Origin of the sequence: Burkholderia sp. Bp8986 (genome assembly GCF_003854225.1) — a bacterium.
Classification (GTDB): Bacteria; Pseudomonadota; Gammaproteobacteria; order Burkholderiales; family Burkholderiaceae; genus Burkholderia.
Genome location: NZ_QTQM01000013.1, coordinates 110880 through 130870, shown reverse-complemented (window position 1 = coordinate 130870; position 19991 = coordinate 110880). Strand labels below are relative to the sequence as shown.

Here is a 19991-nt window from a genome sequence, read left to right as displayed (position 1 = left end):
ACAAAACAGGCCCCGCCAGGGGCCTGTGTCGTTTCCGTTCGACCCAACTCGCGGGCAGGCCCGCTTCGAACGGCGGCGTGACCTTTCCGGGTCGAACCCGGTTTATCACGAAGACGCTAAAGAAAGATGACAGCGTCAGTCTACCGATGTTCCGCGAAACGTTAAAAATTTTAAAGAGGGTCGGCTCATTCGTTTCGCACTGCGGTAAATCGGGTTAAATCAGCATTTATTGCGCGGCTTTTCGTCAGACAGGAAATTTTTGCGCGCGCACGCGCAGCGCGGCGGATGTCCTGACCGCGTCGAAGCCGGCGTCGAGCATCGCTTCCGCGTCGTTCCACAGATTGCCGCGCAAGCGGTTGGTCCAGATCATCGATGCGAACACGCCTTCGAGCAGCGACACGAGATGGACGGCCGCGAGATGCACGTCGAGATCGGCGGCCAGTTCGCCGGCCGCGATCGCGCGGCGCAGCAGCGCCTTGGTGATGCGCAGCATCTGCAGCTCGAGCAGCATGCGGCGGCGCTGCAACGCGCCGTTCTCCTCGCTCTGCTCGCATTTCGTATAGAGGATCACGAGCACGCGCTGCATCGCGCCCGGCTCGCCGCATTGCCGCAGGTAATGCGATGCCGCGCGGCGCAGCGTGGCGAACGCGGGCAGGCTGTCGACCGCGTCGAACCCTTCCGACGTACGCGCGAATGCGCGGTCGCACATCGCGAGACACACTTCCATCTTGTTGCGGTAATGGCCGTACACGGCGCCCCGCGACATTCCGGCGGCCTCGGCGAGGTCCGCCATCGCGGTTTGCGCGACGCCTTTTTCGAGCAGCACGAGCTCGGCGGCGTCGAGGATCCGGTGCTTGATGGCGAGCGATTCTTCCCGGGTCTTGCGGGCCATGTCGTGAATTTCCTTACAGTTCGCTGTCGTTTTATTGAGACAGTATGGCGGCCGGATGACGACCGCCTGTATTTAATCAGTCGTGACTGATTATAATCGGCCACCCTGAGCCGCCGCATTGTATCGGCGGCGAACGATCCGAGGTCAGCACATGAATAACAAACGCTCCCTGGGGCGCCGCCTGCGGCTGGCGTCGTTCGCGCTCGCGGCCGTGCTGGCCGCGACCGGCTGCGGAAAGGGCGAACGGGACAAGGCGCCGGAGGCCATCCAGGACGCGACGGTCGTGACGGTGCGTCCGACGGCCGTGCCGATGACCGTCGAATTGCCGGGCCGGCTCGACGCATATCGGCAGGCGGAAGTGCGCGCGCGGGTCGCGGGCATCGTCACCGCGCGGACTTACGAGGAAGGCCAGGAAGTGAAGCAGGGCGCGGTGCTGTTCCGCATCGACCCCGCACCGCTGAAGGCCGCGCGCGACGCAGCGAGAGGGGCGCTCGCGAAGGCGCAGGCCGCCGCGCTCGCGGCGAGCGACAAGCGCCGCCGTTACGACGACCTGGTGCGCGACCGCGCGGTCAGCGAGCGCGATCACACCGAGGCCGTCGCGGGCGACACGCAGGCGAAGGCCGACGTCGCGTCCGCGCAGGCCGAGCTCGCCCGCGCGCAACTGCAGCTCGACTATGCGACCGTCACCGCGCCGATTTCCGGCCGCGCCCGGCGCGCGCTCGTGACCGAAGGCGCGCTCGTCGGCCAGGACCAGGCGACGCCGCTCACGACCGTCGAGCAGCTCGACCCGATCTACGTGAATTTCTCGCAGCCGGCGGCCGACGTCGACGCACTGCGCCGCGCGGTGAAGAGCGGGCGCGCGACGGGCATCGCGCAGCACGACGTCACGGTGACGCTGCTGCGCGCCGACGGCACCGCGTATCCGCTGAAGGGCAAGCTGCTGTTCAGCGATCTCGCGGTCGATCCGACCACCGATACCGTCGCGATGCGCGCGCTGTTCCCGAATCCCGAGCGCGAACTGCTGCCGGGCGCGTATGTGCGGATCGCGCTCGACGCGGCCGTCGACCAGCGCGCGATCCTCGTGCCGCGCGATGCGCTGCTGCGCACGGCCGATCGCACGTCGGTGCGCGTGGTCGGCGAGAACGGCAAGGTGAAGGACGTCGAAGTCGCCGCCGACCGGATGAGCGGCCGCGACTGGCGCATCACGCGCGGTCTCGCGGGCGGCGAGCGCGTGATCGTCGACAACGCCGCGCAGTTCGCGCCGGATACCACCGTCAAGCCCGTCGAGCAGGCCTCGCCGACGAAGGCCTCGTCGGCGAAGTCCGCATCACCGGCGGCCGCCCGTCAAACCTGACCGGTTCACATAGACCAACATGGCACGTTTCTTCATCGATCGCCCCGTCTTCGCGTGGGTGATCGCACTCTTCATCATGCTCGGCGGCGTGTTCGCGATTCGCGCGCTGCCCGTCGCGCAGTATCCGGACATCGCGCCGCCCGTCGTCAGCATCTATGCGACGTATCCGGGTGCGTCCGCGCAGATCGTCGAGGAATCGGTGACCGCGCTGATCGAGCGCGAGATGAACGGCGCGCCGGGGCTGCTGTATACGTCCGCGACGAGCAGCGCCGGGATGGCGTCGCTCTACCTGACGTTCAAGCAGGGCGTCAACGCCGATCTCGCGGCCGTCGAAGTGCAGAACCGGCTGAAGACGGTCGAGGCGCGGCTGCCCGAACCCGTGCGGCGCGACGGCATCCAGGTCGAGAAGGCTGCGGACAACATCCAGCTCGTCGTGTCGCTGACGTCCGACGACGGCCGGATGAGCGACGTGCAGCTCGGCGAATACGCGTCGGCGAACGTCGTGCAGGCGCTGCGCCGCGTCGACGGAGTCGGCCGGGTGCAGTTCTGGGGCGCCGAATACGCGATGCGGATCTGGCCCGACCCGGTGAAGATGGCCGGGCACGGCCTCACCGCGTCGGACATCGCGTCGGCCGTGCGTGCGCACAACGCGCGCGTGACGGTCGGCGACATCGGCCGCAGCGCGGTGCCGGACAGCGCGCCGATCGCGGCGACGGTGTTCGCCGACGCGCCGCTGAAGACGCCGGCCGACTTCGGCGCGATCGCGCTGCGCACGCAGCCGGACGGCGCCGCGCTCTATCTGCGCGACGTCGCGCGCATCGAGTTCGGCGGCAACGACTACAACTATCCGTCGTACGTGAACGGCAAGGTCGCCACGGGCATGGGCATCAAGCTCGCGCCCGGCTCGAACGCGGTGGCCACCGAGCAGCGCGTGCGCGCGGCGATGGACGCGCTGTCCGCCTACTTCCCGCCGGGCGTGAAATACCTGATCCCGTACGAGACGTCGTCGTTCGTGCGCGTGTCGATGAACAAGGTCGTCACGACGCTCGTCGAGGCCGGCGTGCTGGTGTTCCTCGTGATGTTCCTGTTCATGCAGAACCTGCGCGCGACGCTGATCCCCACGCTCGTCGTGCCGGTCGCGCTTGCGGGCACGTTCGGCGTGATGCATGCGGCCGGCTTCTCGATCAACGTGCTGACGATGTTCGGGATGGTGCTCGCGATCGGCATCCTCGTCGACGATGCGATCGTCGTCGTCGAGAACGTCGAGCGGCTGATGGTCGAGGAAGGGCTCGGGCCCTACGACGCGACCGTCAAGGCGATGCAGCAGATCAGCGGCGCGATCGTCGGCATCACGGTCGTGCTGACGTCGGTGTTCGTGCCGATGGCGTTCTTCGGCGGCGCGGTGGGCAACATCTACCGGCAGTTCGCGCTGGCGCTCGCGGTCTCGATCGGCTTCTCGGCGTTTCTCGCGCTGTCGCTGACGCCCGCTTTGTGCGCGACGCTGCTCAAGCCGGTGTCCGGCGACCATCACGAGAAGCGCGGTTTCTTCGGCGGGTTCAACCGCTTCGTCGCGCGCTCGACGCAGCGCTATGCGACGCGCGTCGGCGCGATGCTGAACAAGCCGCTGCGCTGGCTGGTCGTGTACGGTGCGCTGACCGCGGCGGCCGCGCTGATGCTCACGCAACTGCCGAGCGCGTTCCTGCCCGACGAGGACCAGGGCAACTTCATGGTGATGGTGATCCGGCCGCAGGGCACGCCGCTCGCGGAAACGATGCAGAGCGTGCGCGAGGTCGAATCGTACATTCGTCGCGACGAGCCGGCCGCGTACACGTTCGCGCTCGGCGGCTTCAACCTGTACGGCGAGGGGCCGAACGGCGGGATGATCTTCGTCACGCTGAAGAACTGGAAGGAGCGCAAGGCCGGGCGCGATCACGTGCAGGCGATCGTCGCGCGCATCAACGCGCGCTTCGCGGGCACGGCGAACACCACGGTGTTCGCGATGAACTCGCCGGCGCTGCCCGATCTCGGTTCGACGGGCGGCTTCGACTTCCGGCTGCAGAACCGCGGCGGGCTCGACCATGCGGCGTTCAGCGCCGCGCGCGAGCAACTGCTCGCGGCGGGCGGCAAGGATGCGGCGCTCACCGACCTGATGTTCGCCGGCACGCAGGACGCGCCGCAGCTCAAGCTCGACATCGATCGTGCCAAGGCGTCGGCGCTCGGCGTGTCGATGGACGAGATCAACACGACGCTCGCGGTGATGTTCGGCTCCGACTATATCGGCGACTTCATGCACGGCACGCAGGTGCGCCGCGTGATCGTGCAGGCCGACGGGCGGCACCGGCTCGATCCGGACGATGTGCAGAAGCTGCGCGTGCGCAACGCGCGCGGCGAGATGGTGCCGCTCGCGGCGTTCGCGACACTGCACTGGACGCTCGGGCCGCCGCAGCTCACGCGCTACAACGGCTATCCGTCGTTCACGATCAACGGCTCGGCCGCGCCGGGCCACAGCAGCGGCGAAGCGATGGCCGCGATCGAGCGGCTCGCCGCGAAACTGCCGGCCGGCATCGGCTACGCGTGGTCGGGGCAGTCGTTCGAGGAGCGGCTGTCGGGCGCACAGGCGCCGATGCTGTTCGCGCTGTCGGTGCTCGTCGTGTTTCTCGCGCTCGCGGCGCTGTACGAGAGCTGGTCGATCCCGTTCGCGGTGATGCTGGTCGTGCCGCTCGGCGTGATCGGCGCGGTGCTCGGCGTCACGCTGCGCGCGATGCCGAACGACATCTACTTCAAGGTGGGGCTGATCGCGACGATCGGGTTGTCCGCGAAGAACGCGATCCTGATCGTCGAAGTCGCGAAGGACCTGGTCGCGCAGCGCATGTCGCTCGTCGACGCGGCGCTCGAGGCCGCGCGCCTGCGGCTGCGGCCGATCGTGATGACGTCGCTCGCATTCGGCGTCGGCGTGCTGCCGCTCGCGTTCGCATCGGGCGCCGCGTCCGGCGCGCAGATGGCGATCGGCACCGGCGTGCTCGGCGGCGTGATCACGGCGACGGTGCTCGCGGTATTCCTCGTCCCGCTGTTTTTCGTGATCGTCGGCCGCCTGTTCGACGTCGGCCCGCGCCGGCGCGGCGGGTCGCGGCCGGCGACGATGGAGGGTGCGCAATGACGTTTCACCTGAAGGCGCGCGCGACGCCGCGGGCCCCGGTCGCGCTGGCCGCTGCACTCGCGTTCGCGCTCGCCGGCTGCTCGCTCGCGCCGCGCTACGAGCGGCCGGCGGCGCCGGTGCCGGCCAGCTATGCGCCGGTCGTCGGCGGCACGCAGCCGGCGTCGGTCGCGGCGCCTGTCGATGCCGCGCTGCTCGACGACTGGCGTGCATATTTCACCGACCCGGCGCTGCAGGCCTGGATCGACGCGGCGCTCGCGAACAATCGCGACCTGCGGATCGCGGCCGGCCGGCTCGACGAAGCGCGCGCGCTATACGGCGTGCAGCGCGCGGACCGGATGCCGTCGCTCGACGCGAACCTCGGCTACGAGCGCACGCGCCAGTACGACCCGGTCGTGCGCGAGAGCGCGGTGAGCGGGCTGTATCGCGCCGGCGTGGGTATCAACGCGTACGAGCTCGACCTGTTCGGCCGCGTGCGCAACCTGTCGGATGCGGCGCTCGCCGAGTATTTCGCGACGGCCGACGCGCAGCGCACGGTGCGCATCGGCGTGATTGCCGAAGTCGCCGGCGCGTACGTTTCCGAACGGTCGTTGCACGCGCAACTGGCGCTGGCGCAGCACACCCTCGACGCACGCGAGCGCATCGCCGCGCTCACGCAGCGCCGCTATGCGGCCGGCACGAGCGATGCGATCGAGCTGCGCTCGGCCGAGATGCTGGTCGCGTCCGCACGTGCGTCGCAGGCCGCGCTGCAGCGCGAACACGCGCAGTCGGTGCGCGCGCTGCAGTTGCTTGCCGGCGATTTCGCGCGCACGGTGCCGGCCGACGGCACCGCGCTCGACGCGCTCGCGATCGCGCCGGTGGCACCCGGCGCGCCGAGCGCGCTGCTCGAGCGGCGGCCGGACATCCGGCAGGCCGAGTCGCGGCTCAAGGCCGCGAACGCGCAGATCGGCGCCGCGCGCGCGGCGTTCTTCCCGCGCGTCGCGCTGACGACCGACTACGGCTCGGTCAGCGACGCGTTCTCGAGCCTGTTCGCGGGCGGCACGAGCGTGTGGACGTTCGCGCCGCGCATCACGCTGCCGATCTTCGCGGGCGGCCGCAATCGCGCGAATCTCGACGTCGCGACCGCGCGCAAGCACATCGCGGTCGCCGAATACGAGAAGACCGTGCAGACCGCGTTTCGCGAAGTGGCCGACGCGTTCGCCGCGCGCGACTGGATCGATCGCCAGCTTGCCGCGCAGCAGGACGTGTACGCGGCCGACGGCGCGCGGCTGAAGCTCGCCGAGCGCCGCTATGCGGGCGGCGTCGCGACGTATCTCGAACTGCTCGACGCGCAGCGCAGCACGTACGAGTCGGGACAGGAACTGATCCGGCTCAAGGAACTGAGGCTCGCGAATGCGATTGCGCTGTATCGCGCACTGGGCGGCGGGTGGACGCCGGCGTCAGCCGGGGAGGCCGCCGCGTGATTCGCTAGCCGTGCGGGTGGCGATCGCGCATTGCGATGTGTCGTCGCCACCCCGGCCGGTGTGGCGTCCATCCGGCCATCGGCACCGATCGACGATGAACGCATCCGCGCGTCGTCGTCATCCACGTTGTTTCTCCCCGCGGTCGAGCTGAGGCGCACCTTCGACCCGTCACGCATCCTGGCGACCGATCGCGTCATCACACGGCCCCGAGCGTGCCGGACTTCCTCCTTTTTCGATTCCATCCAGGGCGCCGAAACGTCGCGTGCGCGTCGTCGCACAGGTACGCCGAATGTCGAGACGGCGCACGGCATTACATGCGGCTTTTAATCCCGGGTTGACGATTCAATTGATTCTTGTATCGGGAATAATGACGGGTGACGAAATGTCGCGGTAAAACGTTTGTGCGGATTGCGCAATCGTTTGCGCGAGAAATCCGTAGCACCGAAAATCGGCTGTTAATTTCCTCTCAGTTGAAAATCGATGAATGCATTCGTTGCGGTCGGGCAACGATGGCAGGATCGGACAGAATTTTGGCATTTTTGATTGGTAATCCGTCGAAGCCATATCCAGCAAGGAAGGGCGGGGAATAAGTGATCCCAAAAAGGAAATGTCTTTAATTTTCAGTCGGTTCTGGAAAATCAAAAAGGACTGCGGATGAAAATATCGTGATTGAGAATTTCAAGGAAACAGTGGGTTTGAAAGTACGCAAGGCGAAGATTGTCATTTGCGATTTGACAATGCTTTACAGAATTCTTTCATTCATATCTCGATAATGCCGCCTCGTGACGGACGGAAGCCAACCACACGCTGCCTTTTGTATCCGCCACGTCGTCCATTCCCTTTGCAATTCTCACGGAAAACGTCATGAAAAAATCCCTCCTGGCCGCTGTCGCACTCGCAGCCCTGTCCACCTCGGCCTTCGCAGCCGGCACCGGCACGATCAACTTCACGGGCGAGATCGTCGCGGGCGCGTGCGGTATCGACTCGGGTTCGGTCAACCAGACCGTGAACCTCGGCAAGGTGCCGACCCACACGTTCAAGAAGGCCGGCGACAAGTCGGAGCCGGTCAAGTTCGACATCGTCCTGACCGACTGCGACACCAGCATCTCGAAGAACGCATTCTTCACGTTCACGGGTACGTCGAACGCGGCCCAGCCGAAGCTGCTCGCCACGATCGGCTCGGCAACCAACGTCGGCATCCGCGTACAGGGCGCAACGGGCGAAGACCTCGACAACGGCGTCGAACAGGCCGCTGCAACCCTGCTGCAGAACGGCAACAACACCGTGCGCTTCGCCGCACGCTACGAAGCGACGGCAGCCGACGTGACGCCGGGTACGGCCGACGGCGTCGCGAACTTCACGGTTCGCTACCAGTAAGCGGCCGTCACGGGGGAGGGGTGCGCGCACCCCTTCTCCTGCTTGCCTTCCTGCCCAGCTTTTTCTCGGACTTCCGGTAGCGCCGCGTGCGAATCAGACATTCCTTCCTTTGCGTCTCCGTGCTGGTGGTCGGCAGCCAGAGCCATGCGACGGAATTCAATTCGTCGTTCCTCGACATCGACGGCTCGAACAACGTCGACCTGTCGCAGTTCGCGCAGGCCGACTTCACGCTGCCGGGCGAATACATGCTCGACGTGCAGGTCAACGACCTGTTCTACGGGCTGCAGGCGATCCAGTTCATCGCGCTCGACCCGTCCGGTGCAGGCAAGCCGTGCCTGCCTCCGGAACTCGTCGCGCAATTCGGGCTGAAGCCGTCGCTCGCGAAGGACCTGCCGCGCTTCCAGGGCGGTCGCTGCGTCGATCTCGGCGCGATCGAGGGCGCCACCGTGCGTTACCTGAAGAGCGACGGTCGGCTCAAGATCACGATTCCGCAGGCCGCGCTCGAATTCACCGATTCGAACTACCTGCCGCCGGAGCGCTGGTCCGAAGGGATTCCGGGCGCGATGCTCGACTATCGCGTGATCGCGAACACGAACCGCAACTTCGGTTCGGGCGGCGAGCAGACGAATTCGATCCAGGCCTACGGAACGATCGGCGCGAACTGGGACGCGTGGCGCTTTCGCGGCGACTACCAGGCGCAGTCGAACGCGGGCAGCAGCGCGTACGCGGATCGCACGTTCCGCTTCAGCCGGCTTTACGCATTTCGTGCGCTGCCGTCGATCCAGTCGACGGTGACGTTCGGCGACGACTACCTGAGTTCGGACATTTTCGACACGTTCGCGCTGACAGGCGCGTCGATCCGCAGCGACGACCGCATGCTGCCGCCTTCGCTGCGCGGCTATGCGCCGCTGATCGCGGGCGTCGCGCGCACCAACGCGACCGTGACCGTCTCGCAGGCGGGCCGCGTGCTGTACGTGACGCGCGTGTCGCCGGGCGCATTCGCGCTGCAGAACATCAACACGAGCGTGCAGGGCACGCTCGACGTCGCAGTCGAGGAAGAAGACGGCAGCGTGCAGCGCTTCCAGGTGACGACGGCCGCCGTGCCGTTTCTCGCGCGCACCGGACAACTGCGCTACAAGGCCGCGGTCGGCAAGCCGCGGCAGTTCGGGGGCGCCGGCATCACGCCGTTCTTCGGTTTCGGTGAAGCGGCGTACGGCCTGCCGCTGGATTTCACCGTGTACGGCGGCTTCATCGCCGCGTCGGGCTATACGTCGATCGCGCTCGGTGTCGGCCGCGATTTCGGCACGTTCGGCGCAGTCTCGGCCGACGTCACGCATGCGCGTGCGCGCCTGTGGTGGAACGGCGCGACGCGCAACGGCAACTCGTACCGGATCAACTATTCGAAGCATTTCGACACGCTCGATGCCGACGTGCGCTTTTTCGGCTACCGCTTTTCCGAGCGCGAATACACGAACTTCGCGCAGTTCTCGGGCGACCCGACCGCATACGGCCTCGCCAACAGCAAGCAGCGCTATTCGGCGACGCTGTCGAAGCGCTTCGGCGACACGTCGACCTATTTTTCGTACGACCAGACGACTTACTGGGCGCGCTCGTCCGAGCAGCGCATCGGCCTCACGTTGACGCGTGCGTTCTCGATCGGTGCGCTGCGCAACCTGAACGTCAGCCTGTCGGCGTTCCGGACGCAAAGCGCGGGCACGAGCGGCAACCAGTTCTCGGTGACCGCGACGCTGCCGATCGGCGGTCGTCACACGGTCACGTCGAACCTGACGACGGGCAACGGCAGCACGAGCGCGAACGCAGGCTACATCTACGACGATCCGGACGGCCGCACCTACCAGGTCAACGCGGGCGCGACCGACGGCCGCGCATCGGCGAACGCGAGTTTCCGCCAGCGCACGTCGACGGTCCAGTTGACCGCACAGGCGTCGACGGTCGCGAACGCGTATGCGGCCGCGTCGCTCGAGGTCGACGGCTCGCTCGTCGCGACGCAGTACGGGCTCGCCGCACACGCGAACGGCAACGCGGGCGATACGCGCCTCCTGGTCTCGACCGACGGCGTGCGCGACGTGCCGCTGTCCGGCACGCTCACGCACACCGACTCGCGCGGCTATGCGGTGCTCGACGGGATCTCGCCGTACAACGTGTACGACGCGACCGTCAACGTCGAGAAGCTGCCGCTCGAGGTGCAGGTATCGAACCCGATCCAGCGCATGGTGCTGACCGACGGCGCGATCGGCTTCGTCAGGTTTTCGGCGGCGCGCGGCAGCAACCTGTACCTGACGCTGACCGACGCGGCCGGCAAGCCGCTGCCGTTCGGCGCATCGGTGCAGGACGCGGCGAACGGCAAGGAGCTCGGCATCGTCGGCGAGGGCGGCGCGGCGTTCCTGACCCAGGTTCAGCCGAAATCGGCGCTCGCGGTGCGCGCGGGCGAACGCACGCTGTGCACGGTGGACGTGCTGCCGAACCAGCTTCAACTCGAAGGCACGCCGATTCCGGTGACGTGCCAGGCATCCGGCGAGTCGCACGCAGCGGCCGCACGGATCGAACGATGATTTCACGGATCCAGCGATGAACCACGTTTTCTCCCTTTCCTTCCTGCGCCGCGCGTCGTGCATGCTGAGCGCGGCGAGCGCGCTGCTCGCCGGTGTCGCGCACGCGGCGATCGTCCCGGACCGCACCCGCGTGATCTTCAACGAAGGCGAACAGGCCGCGATCGTCACGATCACGAACAAGAGCACGACGTATCCGTATCTCGTGCAGTCGTGGCTCGAGGACGCGAAGGGCAACAAGATCGCGTCGCCGCTGATGGTCGTGCCGCCGCTGCAGCGCATCGAGGCGAACGAGCGCAACGTGCTGCGGATCGCGAAGCTGCCCGGTGCCGCGCTGCCGGCCGATCGCGAATCGGTGTTCTACCTGAACATCCGCGAAGTGCCGCCGAAGTCCGATATACCGAACACGCTGCAGATCGCGCTGCATACGCAGATGAAGCTGTTCTACCGGCCGAAGGCCGTGCAGCCCGCGCGCGACGAGGACTGGACGCTGCCGATGACGCTGCGGGTGGACCCGGCCGCGCACACGCTCGTGTTCGACAACCCGACGCCGTACCACGTGACGGTGGTGGAGGTGACGGCAGGCGCGCAGAAGACGCCGGTGCCGATCGAGCCGGTGATGGTGAGCCCGATGAGCACGGCCGGTGTGCCGTTCAAGGCCGCGACGCCGTCGACGCTGTTCGTCACGCATATCGACGATTACGGCGGCCAGGTGGCGGTCGAATACGCGTGCGATGCCGGTGCGTGCAAGAGCGTGAAGCGATGAGCGGCGGGATGCGCGAACGGCAATGGCCGGCAGCATGGCTGCGCTGGCTCGTGCTTGCGTTGCTGGTCGCGGCGGCGCAGCCGGCGTGGGCGCTGCGATGCCTGACGAACAGCGGCGCGACCTCGCTGACCGAGCCGATCGGCGGCGTGGCGTCGTATCCGACCGACGCGCCGGACGGCTACGTGATCTGGGTGTCGCCGGTCCGCACGACGTCGGGGTATTGCTACAAGGACCTCGGCGATGCCGACAGCCTGAAAGTCGTCGACAACATCTATTTCTACGCGAATCCGAATCGCACGAACCCGGCCGCGTGGGGGCTGGAGATCGGCATCCGCTACAAGGGCGTCGACTACTTCGACAAGACGAGCAATCGCGGCGGCGGGGTGTTTACCGGCTATGCGGTGCCGCCGTGCAGCAGGGAAGACTTCGATCACAGGCGTTGCGAGCAGACCCGCATCAGCATCGACTACCAGGTCGTCGTGCGCAAGAAGGGCAACTGGGTCCAGCCGCCGAGCGATATCTACACGGTGTTCCAGTTCGACGGCGAGTTCGGGCTGAATGCATTCGGCACGAGCTTCCAGTACCGCCTGAGCGGCCTGCGCAACCTCAAGCCGACGCCGTGCTTCGTCGACGTGCTCGTGACGCCCGAACCGGGCATCGTCAACTTCGGACAGGTGCAGGCGGTGGGTAACGGCTTCCTGCCCGCGGTGCCGCGCAAGCCGTTCTCGTTGTCGTTGTCCAAGAAGTGCAACGTCGCGGTGCGCGTCGACGGCTATTTCGAAACGAGCTATCCGCTGCAGAACGGCCTGCTGGTGCCGGCGAAGGACAGCAATTTCGGGATCGGCATCGAGGACAGCAAGGGCAACGCGATTCCGTTCAACCAGCAGTTCACGCTCGCGCAGTTTCCGTCGAACGTGATGAATCAAAGCGTGCGGATGGACGCGGTGCTGAAGTCGTTCGGGCCGCCGAAGATCGGGCGGTTCGATGCAACCGCAACGATCCGGCTGTTCATCTACTGACGCGCGCTGCGTGCGCGGCCGGACGCGCCGCGCGCGCCATGAAAGAAGCGCCGGCATGCCGGCGCTTCTTTGCGGCGCTCCCGACGCCGTGCCACACCCACCTGGCGCCGCGGGCCGTTTACGGTGCCATGCCAATTCCTTCCCGCGGAAAGCTTTCCCCACGCCACCGCTCCGCGGCAGCCATCCCGTCCGACAAAAACACGGATCCCGTCAATTAATCAGACAAATCCTGACGATCTGAAGGGGCATTTCGTAATCGTATTGAGAATGATTTGCGTTTACGTTAAATTGCGCTATCTCGAAATCTGACGGAGCAGATCGATGGCAATGGCGGAAGTGCTCGAACGGCCGGCAGCCGCAGCGGCGAACCCGTTCCTCGGCAGTTGTCCGGACCTCCCGTCACGTCCCGCACCGCGGGCGCATCGCGGCGCGCAGCCGCGTGCGCAGGGCGCGCTGCTCGACGTGCTGATCGCCCATCGCGCGATGCTCGTGAACGTCGCGCGCGGCTTCGTCGGTTGTGCGAGCCGGGCCGAGGACGTCGTGCACGACGTGTTCGTGAAGCTCGTCGAATTCCCGAACCAGGACGCCGTGCGCCAGCCGGTCGCGTACGTGACGCGGATGGTGCGCAACGCGTCGATCGACGCGTGCCGCCGGCAAAGCCTCGAGAACGTCTATCACACGGAAGAGGACGACGGCTTCGACGTGCCGTCGCCGGAACCGACGCCCGAGGCCGCGCTGCTGACGCGCGACACGCTGCGTCGCGTATGGGCCGCGCTCGACGACCTGCCGGCGCGCAGCCGCGCGGCGTTCGAGATGGTGCGGCTGCGCGAGGAGACGCTGCAGACCGCGGCGCGCGCGCTGAACGTGTCGCAAACCCTCGTGCATTTCATGGTGCGCGACGCGGAGCGGCACTGCGCGGAATGCCTCGACGCATGCCATCGCGGCGTCGCGTGCCCGGTGTTTCTCGGCGGCCGCGCGCGGCGACGGTAAAAAAACGCGCCGGCCAATCGTCTTCAAGACAGGAGCGGCCGATTCAACGGTCCAACGATCCGACGGTCCGGTCACTTGCCGCTTCGCATCCTTCAACCGCTTCCCGTTTTTTCGATCATGACGCAAGCCACGACGCCTTCCGCCGATACCGACGACCTCGTCTACACGGTCGTCATCAACGACGAAGAACAGTATTCGATCTGGCCGACGTTCCGGCCCGTGCCGGCCGGCTGGCGCGAGGTCGGCGTGCGCGGCCCGAAAGCCGACTGCCTCGCGCACATCGAGACCGTCTGGACCGACATGCGCCCCGCGAGCCTGCGCCGCGCGATGGACGGCGAACGCGCGACGCGCACGTCGTGACCCGCCGCGCCGCGATCCGGCGCGTCACCTGAAGAGGACGTTGCATGACCCTGCTTTCGTTGCCGACGCTCGACGACCTGCGTATCGAGCCGGGGCTGCCCACCGTCGTGTCGCCGCGCAGCGCCGACGGCATTTCGATCGACGAGATCGCGCCGCTCGCGCATGCGATCGCGGCCGACACGCTCGAACGGGCGGGCGGTGTGCTGTTCACGGGCTTTCACGTGCCGTCGATCGATGCGTTCCAGCGGTTCGCGGCATCGTTCGGCGATCCGCTGATCGGCTATGAATACGCGTCGACGCCGCGCAGCCAGGTCGAGGGCGCCGTCTACACGTCGACCGAATACCCGCCGCACCGCGCGATTCCGCTGCACAACGAGCAGTCGTACACGCGCGAGTGGCCGCTGCGGATCTGGTTCCATTGCGCGCTCGCGGCGCCGAAGGGCGGGGCGACGCCGATCGCGGACAGCCGCGCCGTCTATCGCGCGCTCGATCCGGCGCTCATCGCGCGCTTCGAGCAGCGCGAGCTGCTGTACGTGCGCAATTTCGGCCAGGGGCTCGACCTGCCGTGGCAGCAATCGTTCGGCACCGAGGAGCCGGCCGAGGTCGAGCGGATGTGCGCGGCGCGCGGGATCGAATGCGCATGGCGCACCGACGACGACGGCGAACTGCTGCTGCGCACGCGCGAACGCTGCCAGGCCGTCGCGCGCCATCCGCGCACGGGCGACCGCGTGTGGTTCAACCAGGCGAACCTGTTTCACCTGTCCGCGCTCGACGACGACATGCAGGAAGCGCTCGTCGACGCGGTCGGGCTCGAGAACGTGCCGCGCAACGTGTATTACGGCGACGGCGAGCCGCTCGAGGCCGACGCGCTCGCCGAGATCCGCGGCGTGCTCGACCGCCAGCGCATCGTGTTCCCGTGGCGGACGGGTGACGTGCTGATGCTCGACAACATGCTGACCGCGCACGCACGTGACCCGTTCGAGGGGCCGCGCAAGGTGGTCGTCGCGATGGCGCAGAGTTACACGGTCCCGCGCGCGACCGAACGGAGGACCGATGACGCGTAGTAGCGCCGCGCTGGCCGCGCGCGGGCTGACGGTGGGTTATCGCGACCATGTCGTGATCGACGGGCTGGACCTGTCGATCGCGGCCGGCCGCGTCACGGCGCTGTGCGGCCCGAACGGCTGCGGCAAGAGCACGCTGCTGCGCACGCTCGCGGGCCTGCAGCCCGCGCGTGCGGGCCAGGTCGACGTGAACGGCAAGCCGCTCGCGTCGTTTCGCCGTCGCGCGCTCGCGCGCGAGCTCACGATGCTCGCGCAGTTCAACCAGATTCCGTCGGGCCTGACGGTGCGCGAGCTCGTCGCGTACGGGCGCTACGCGTACGGCGGCTTCCTGCGCGGGCTGTCGCGCGCCGATCATGCGGCGATCGACGAGGCGCTCGACACGAGCGGTCTCGCCGGCGACGCCGGGCGCGACGTCGGCGCGCTGTCGGGCGGCGAGCGGCAGCGCGCGTGGATCGCGATGGCGCTCGCGCAGCAGGCGCCGATCGTGCTGCTCGACGAGCCGACGACCTATCTCGACATCCATCACCAGCTCGACATCCTCGACGCGCTGCGCGCGCTGAACCGCGCGCGCGGGCTGACGATCGTGTGGGTCCTGCACGACCTGAACCAGGCAGCGGCGTACAGCGACGAGATCGTGCTGATGCGTGCCGGCCGCCTCGTCGCGCAGGGCTCGCCCGACGCGATGCTGGAGCCTGCGCAGCTGCGCGCGGCGTTCGGCGTCGACATGCTGAAGCTCGCGCATCCGCAGACGGGCGCGCCGATGTGCGTGCCGGCCTACGGACCGCCGGCATCCGGCGCGACGGACGCGTTCGATCGCACAGTCCAGCGGGATATCGCCGTATGACGACGTTCGCGATGCGCAAACGGCTCGCGGCGAGCGGGCAGGGCGCCCACGGTGCGGCAGCCGCCCGCCGCGCCGGCGCGCTCGCGCTCGGCCTCGTCGCGCTGATCGCGGTGCTCGCGGTGCTGCGCGTCGCCCCCGACCTGCGCGTGTGGTGGAACGCCGTGCCGGGCAGCGACGCGGCCGCGCTCGCGGGCGTGTTCCTGTTCGATCTCAACCTGCCGCGCGTCGCGGCCGCGCTCGTCGCGGGCGGCTGCCTCGGGATCGCGGGCGCGCTGTTCCAGTCGCTCACGCGCAACCCGCTCGCGTCCCCCGACCTGCTCGGCGTGACGGGCGGCGCCCAGCTCGGCCTGCTCGCGGCGATGCTGGTGCCGGCGCTCGCCGGGGTCGCATCGGTGCCGCTGCTGTTCGTCTGCGGGCTGGTCGCCGCCGCGTGCGCGATCGTCGCGGCCGGCGGCTGGCGCGCGACGCCGCTGCGGCTCGTGCTCGCGGGCAGCGTCTGCATGCTGCTGTTCGCGGCGCTGTCGACGCTCGTGCTCGCGTTCTTCGAGCAGAACATCGCGGGCGCCGCGCTGTGGACCAACGGCAGTCTCTATCAGCCGGGCGCGACCGGGCTCGCGCTCGCCGCACGCTGGCTCGTCGTGCCGCTGCTGGCGCTGCCGTTCGTGATCCGGCCGCTGAATCCGCTCGCGCTCGGTGACGAGGCGGCGGCCGCGGCCGGCGTGCGTGTCGACGCGACGCGGCTCGCGACGACGATCGTCGCCGTCGCGTTCACCAGCGTGGCCGTCAGCATCGCGGGCCCGCTGTCGTATGTCGGGCTGGTCGCGCCGAACCTGCTGCGCCAGGTGCGCGGCGCACGCGCGGCGCGGCTCGGCGTGCTGGTGCCGCTGTCGGCGCTCGCGGGCGGTGCGCTCGTGCTCGTCACCGACAGCACGGTGCTCGCGTCGGGCCTCGACGCGACGCTGTCGACCGGCGTCGCGATCGCGCTCGTCGGCACGCCGCTGATGCTCGCGATGATCCGGCGCGGCGCCGCGTGGTCGGGCGTGCTGCACGCACAAGCCGAACGCGCGGCCGGCGGCGGGGCGACGCGCATGGTCGGCTGGCTCGAACGGCTCGGCTGGCCGCTGCGCACCGCGCTGTTCGTCGTGGCCGGCGCGCTCGTCGTGTTCGTCGGCGTGTCGGCCGGCCCCGAATGGCTGTCGCCGGCACGCTGGTCCGCCGCGCTGTCGGGTCACGATCCCGTCGCGCGGATGCTGATCGACCTGCGCATGCCGCGGCTGCTGTGTGCGCTCCTGGCGGGTGCGCTGCTGGCGGTGAGCGGGGTCGCGATGCAGAGCGTCGTGCGCAACCCGCTCGCCGGCCCCGAAGTGCTCGGCGTCACGCAGGGCGCGGGGCTCGTCACGCTGTTCGCGTTGTCGACGTGGCCGCTGATGGGGCATGTGACGCTCGCGGCGGCCGCGTTGAGCGGCGGTGCGGCGTCGCTCGCGATCACGCTCGTGCTGAATCACCGGCATCGTTACGCACCGCTCGCGGTCGCGCTGACCGGCATCGCGATCGGCGCGCTGTGGACCACGCTCGCGCAATGGCTGATCACGCAGCAAAGCGTGCAGCCCGCGCGCTTCGTCGTCTGGCTCGTCGGCGGCACCTACGGCCGCAGCTGGGGCGAGGTGTCGATGCTGCTGCCGTGGTGCGTGCTGGCGCTGCCGGTATTCGCGTGGCTCGCGCGGCCGCTCGACATGCTCGCGCTCGGCGACGACCAGGCGGCCGCGCTCGGCCTGCCGGTCGCCGCGCTGCGGCCGCTCGCGCTGACGATCGCGACGCTCGCCGCCTGCGCGGCCGTCGCGGCGGTCGGCCCGGTCGGCTTCATTGGGCTGATGGCGCCGCACGTCGCGACGATGCTCGGCGCGCGCCGGCATCGCACGCGGCTGTGGCTCGCGGCCGCATGCGGCGCGCTGATTCTCGGCCTCGCCGATCTGGCCGCCCGCACGGTCGTCGCGCCGCGCGAAGTGCCGGCCGGCGTGCTGACCGCGCTGATCGGCGCGCCTTACCTGCTCGGGTTGCTGATCCTCGAGGGGCGCCGCGCCCGGCGCGCGGGGCGATGACGCCGGCGCTCGACGGCGCACGCGCCACGCGATTCTCCGCGTTCGCGCCCGAACCGTTCGCCGCGCATCTCGACGCCGTGTGGCTCGGGATGCCCGACGACACGCACGCGCCGGGCCGGATCGTCGTGCCGGTCAGCGCGCTGCCCGAGCATCGCGATACGGTGCTCGACGCGATGGTCCGCCACTACGGCGGCGATCCGGTGCTGCATGCGCGCGCGCTGATGTCGCAATGGAGCAAGTACTACTTCGGCCGCGCGGCGCCCGCCGGCGTGGTCGCCGCGCTGACGCTCGGCCGGCCGCTCGACATGGCGCCGGAGCGCACCTTCGTCGCGCTCGACGACGGGATGCCGGCCGCGTTGTATGTCTCGCCTGACGCGCTCGGCGCACCGTGCGACGAACCTGCGCCGCGCTATGCGGGGCTCGTCGCGCATCTCGGCGCGGTGATCGACCTGCTCGCGGCGATGGGCCGCGTCACGCCGCGCGTGCTGTGGAGCAACGCGGGCAACCTGCTCGACTATCTGCTCGACACGTACCGCGCGCTGCCGTGCGCGGCCGATCCCGTTCGCGATGCCGACTGGCTGTTCGGCGCGTCGTGCGTCGCCGGCGAGCCGAATCCGCTGCGCATGCCGGTGCGCGACGCCGTGCCGCGCTCGCCGCTGCTGCCGACGCCGTTTCGCGCGCGCCGCGTATGCTGCCTGCGCTATGAAATTCCTGGAGAAACGCAACTGTGTGGAAGCTGCCCGCTGCTATTGACGATGGACGACGCGGCGCTGGCCGGGCAGGATGCGATCCGGTGATGCCGGTACCGCATGCCGGCCGCCGCCATGCGCTCGCGGCACTGGCCGCGCTCGGCGCCGCGTGCTGCGGTGCGCCGGCCGTCGCGATCGCGGACGGCGCGCGCGCCGGGCAGGGCGGCATGCCGTCGCAACCGGGCCGCTCGCTCGCCGCCAACCCCGTCGTGTCGCAGGCGAGCGCGACGATGCCCGTGCGGCCGCAGCGCGTGGTCGCGCTCGACTTCATGTTCGCGGAAAGCGTGATCGCGCTCGACCTCGTGCCGGTCGGCATGGCCGATACCGCGTTTTATCCGGGCTGGCTCGGCTACCAGAGCGACCGGCTCGCGCACGTGACCGACATCGGTTCGAGGCAGGAGCCGGGGCTCGAGGCGATTGCCGCGGTGAAGCCCGACCTGATCATCGGCGTCGGCTTCCGGCATGCGCCGATCTTCGCCGCGCTCGACCGGATCGCGCCGACGATCCTGTTCCAGTTCAGCCCGAACGTGTCGGAACGCGGCGTGCCCGTCACGCAGCTCGACTGGATGCGCCAGATCTTCCGGACGATCGGTCGCGTGACCGGGCGCGAGGCACGCGCACAGGCGGTCGAAGCGCAACTCGACGCAGGGATCGCGCGCAATGCGGCGCGGCTCGCGGCCGCGGGCCGCGGCGGCGAACGCATCGCACTGCTGCAGGATCTCGGGCTGCCCGACCGCTACTGGGCCTATACGGGCAACAGCACGTCGGCCGGCCTCGCGCGCGCGCTCGGGCTCGACCCGTGGCCGAAGAAGCCGACGCGGGAAGGCACGCTTTACGTGACGTCCGCCGATCTGCTCCGGCAACGCGATCTCGCCGTGCTGTTCGTCACCGCGACGGGGATGGACGTGCCGCTGTCGTCGAAACTCGATTCGCCGGTGTGGCGTTTCGTGCCCGCGCTGCGCGAGCGCAGGATCGCGCTGGTCGAGCGGAACATCTGGGGGTTCGGCGGGCCGATGTCGGCGCTGAAGCTGGCCGACGTGATGACCGATACGATGCTGACGCTGCCGGCCGTGCGCTGAACGCGCGGCGGGTCGTGCGCGGGTGGGGTGGCGTGGTCGCGAATTGCATTGTCTCGCGCGTGTTGCGCGAATGCCTGTTCCGCTGCATTCCGTCGACGTCGCAAACGATATATCTCAGGTTCTTCCGGTACTTCCCGACGCTCACCATCCTTCGAACCTGAAACCGCCTGCGTGCAGCATCCGCTGCGCGCAGGCGGCAGGTGTTTGACGATAC

At 68.8% G+C, this 19991-nt stretch carries 15 protein-coding genes; 14 read left to right on the top strand and 1 reads right to left on the bottom strand.

Features of this window, described 5'->3' with window-relative positions:
* Nucleotides 1-244: 244 nt before the first annotated feature.
* Nucleotides 245-892: a TetR family transcriptional regulator gene (locus DID99_RS14855; protein WP_124485531.1), complete on the bottom strand. Its 648-nt coding sequence runs from the start codon at nt 890-892 to the stop codon at nt 245-247.
* Between the two features lie 151 nt (nt 893-1043).
* On the opposite strand from DID99_RS14855, the gene DID99_RS14850 reads away from it, so the two are divergent.
* From DID99_RS14850 to DID99_RS14785, 14 genes are all read left to right on the top strand, one after another.
* Entirely contained in the window at nt 1044-2246 is a 1203-nt protein-coding gene (locus DID99_RS14850; protein ID WP_124667014.1) for a MexX/AxyX family multidrug efflux RND transporter periplasmic adaptor subunit, read from the top strand.
* 19 nt (nt 2247-2265) lie between these two features.
* The gene (locus DID99_RS14845; protein WP_124667013.1) at nt 2266-5403 is read left to right on the top strand and encodes a multidrug efflux RND transporter permease subunit; all 3138 of its coding nucleotides are present in this window, start codon (nt 2266-2268) and stop codon (nt 5401-5403) included.
* Nucleotides 5400-6863 carry an efflux transporter outer membrane subunit gene (locus DID99_RS14840; protein WP_124667012.1) on the top strand — a complete coding sequence of 488 codons (1464 nt, stop codon included), beginning with the start codon at nt 5400-5402 and terminating at the stop codon, nt 6861-6863. The genes DID99_RS14845 and DID99_RS14840 overlap by 4 nt, the downstream gene beginning before the upstream one ends.
* Nucleotides 6864-7727: 864 nt before the next feature.
* Nucleotides 7728-8240, top strand: coding sequence for a fimbrial protein (locus DID99_RS14835; protein ID WP_044843588.1), 513 nt, complete (start codon nt 7728-7730; stop codon nt 8238-8240).
* Nucleotides 8241-8359: 119 nt separating this feature from the next.
* Nucleotides 8360-10813, top strand: a complete 2454-nt coding sequence (locus DID99_RS14830) for a fimbria/pilus outer membrane usher protein (RefSeq protein ID WP_124522271.1) — start codon at nt 8360-8362, stop codon at nt 10811-10813.
* 16 nt (nt 10814-10829) lie between these two features.
* Nucleotides 10830-11576, top strand: coding sequence for a molecular chaperone (locus tag DID99_RS14825; protein ID WP_124485527.1), 747 nt, complete (start codon nt 10830-10832; stop codon nt 11574-11576).
* The gene (locus tag DID99_RS14820; protein ID WP_124485720.1) at nt 11573-12595 is read left to right on the top strand and encodes a fimbrial protein; all 1023 of its coding nucleotides are present in this window, start codon (nt 11573-11575) and stop codon (nt 12593-12595) included. Before DID99_RS14825 ends, DID99_RS14820 begins: the two co-directional genes overlap by 4 nt.
* 321 nt (nt 12596-12916) lie before the next feature.
* Complete coding sequence (locus DID99_RS14815) at nt 12917-13585, top strand: RNA polymerase factor sigma-70 (protein WP_044843584.1); 669 nt, start codon at nt 12917-12919, stop codon at nt 13583-13585.
* Between the two features lie 117 nt (nt 13586-13702).
* Nucleotides 13703-13945, top strand: a complete 243-nt coding sequence (locus DID99_RS14810) for an MbtH family NRPS accessory protein (RefSeq protein WP_044843583.1) — start codon at nt 13703-13705, stop codon at nt 13943-13945.
* Between the two features lie 44 nt (nt 13946-13989).
* Nucleotides 13990-15009, top strand: a complete 1020-nt coding sequence (locus DID99_RS14805) for a TauD/TfdA family dioxygenase (protein ID WP_124570467.1) — start codon at nt 13990-13992, stop codon at nt 15007-15009.
* Nucleotides 14999-15850, top strand: a complete 852-nt coding sequence (locus tag DID99_RS14800; RefSeq protein WP_124485525.1) for an ABC transporter ATP-binding protein — start codon at nt 14999-15001, stop codon at nt 15848-15850. The genes DID99_RS14805 and DID99_RS14800 overlap by 11 nt, the downstream gene beginning before the upstream one ends.
* Nucleotides 15847-17949, top strand: a complete 2103-nt coding sequence (gene fhuB, locus DID99_RS14795) for a Fe(3+)-hydroxamate ABC transporter permease FhuB (protein ID WP_124667011.1) — start codon at nt 15847-15849, stop codon at nt 17947-17949. Before DID99_RS14800 ends, fhuB begins: the two co-directional genes overlap by 4 nt.
* On the top strand, nt 17946-18746 hold the full coding sequence (gene fhuF, locus DID99_RS14790) for a siderophore-iron reductase FhuF (protein ID WP_124570470.1): 801 nt from the start codon (nt 17946-17948) through the stop codon (nt 18744-18746). Before fhuB ends, fhuF begins: the two co-directional genes overlap by 4 nt.
* Nucleotides 18746-19777 (top strand): ABC transporter substrate-binding protein, encoded by a 1032-nt coding sequence (locus DID99_RS14785; RefSeq protein WP_124570471.1) that lies wholly within the window; start codon nt 18746-18748, stop codon nt 19775-19777. Before fhuF ends, DID99_RS14785 begins: the two co-directional genes overlap by 1 nt.
* The last annotated feature ends 214 nt before the right edge of the window (nt 19778-19991 follow it).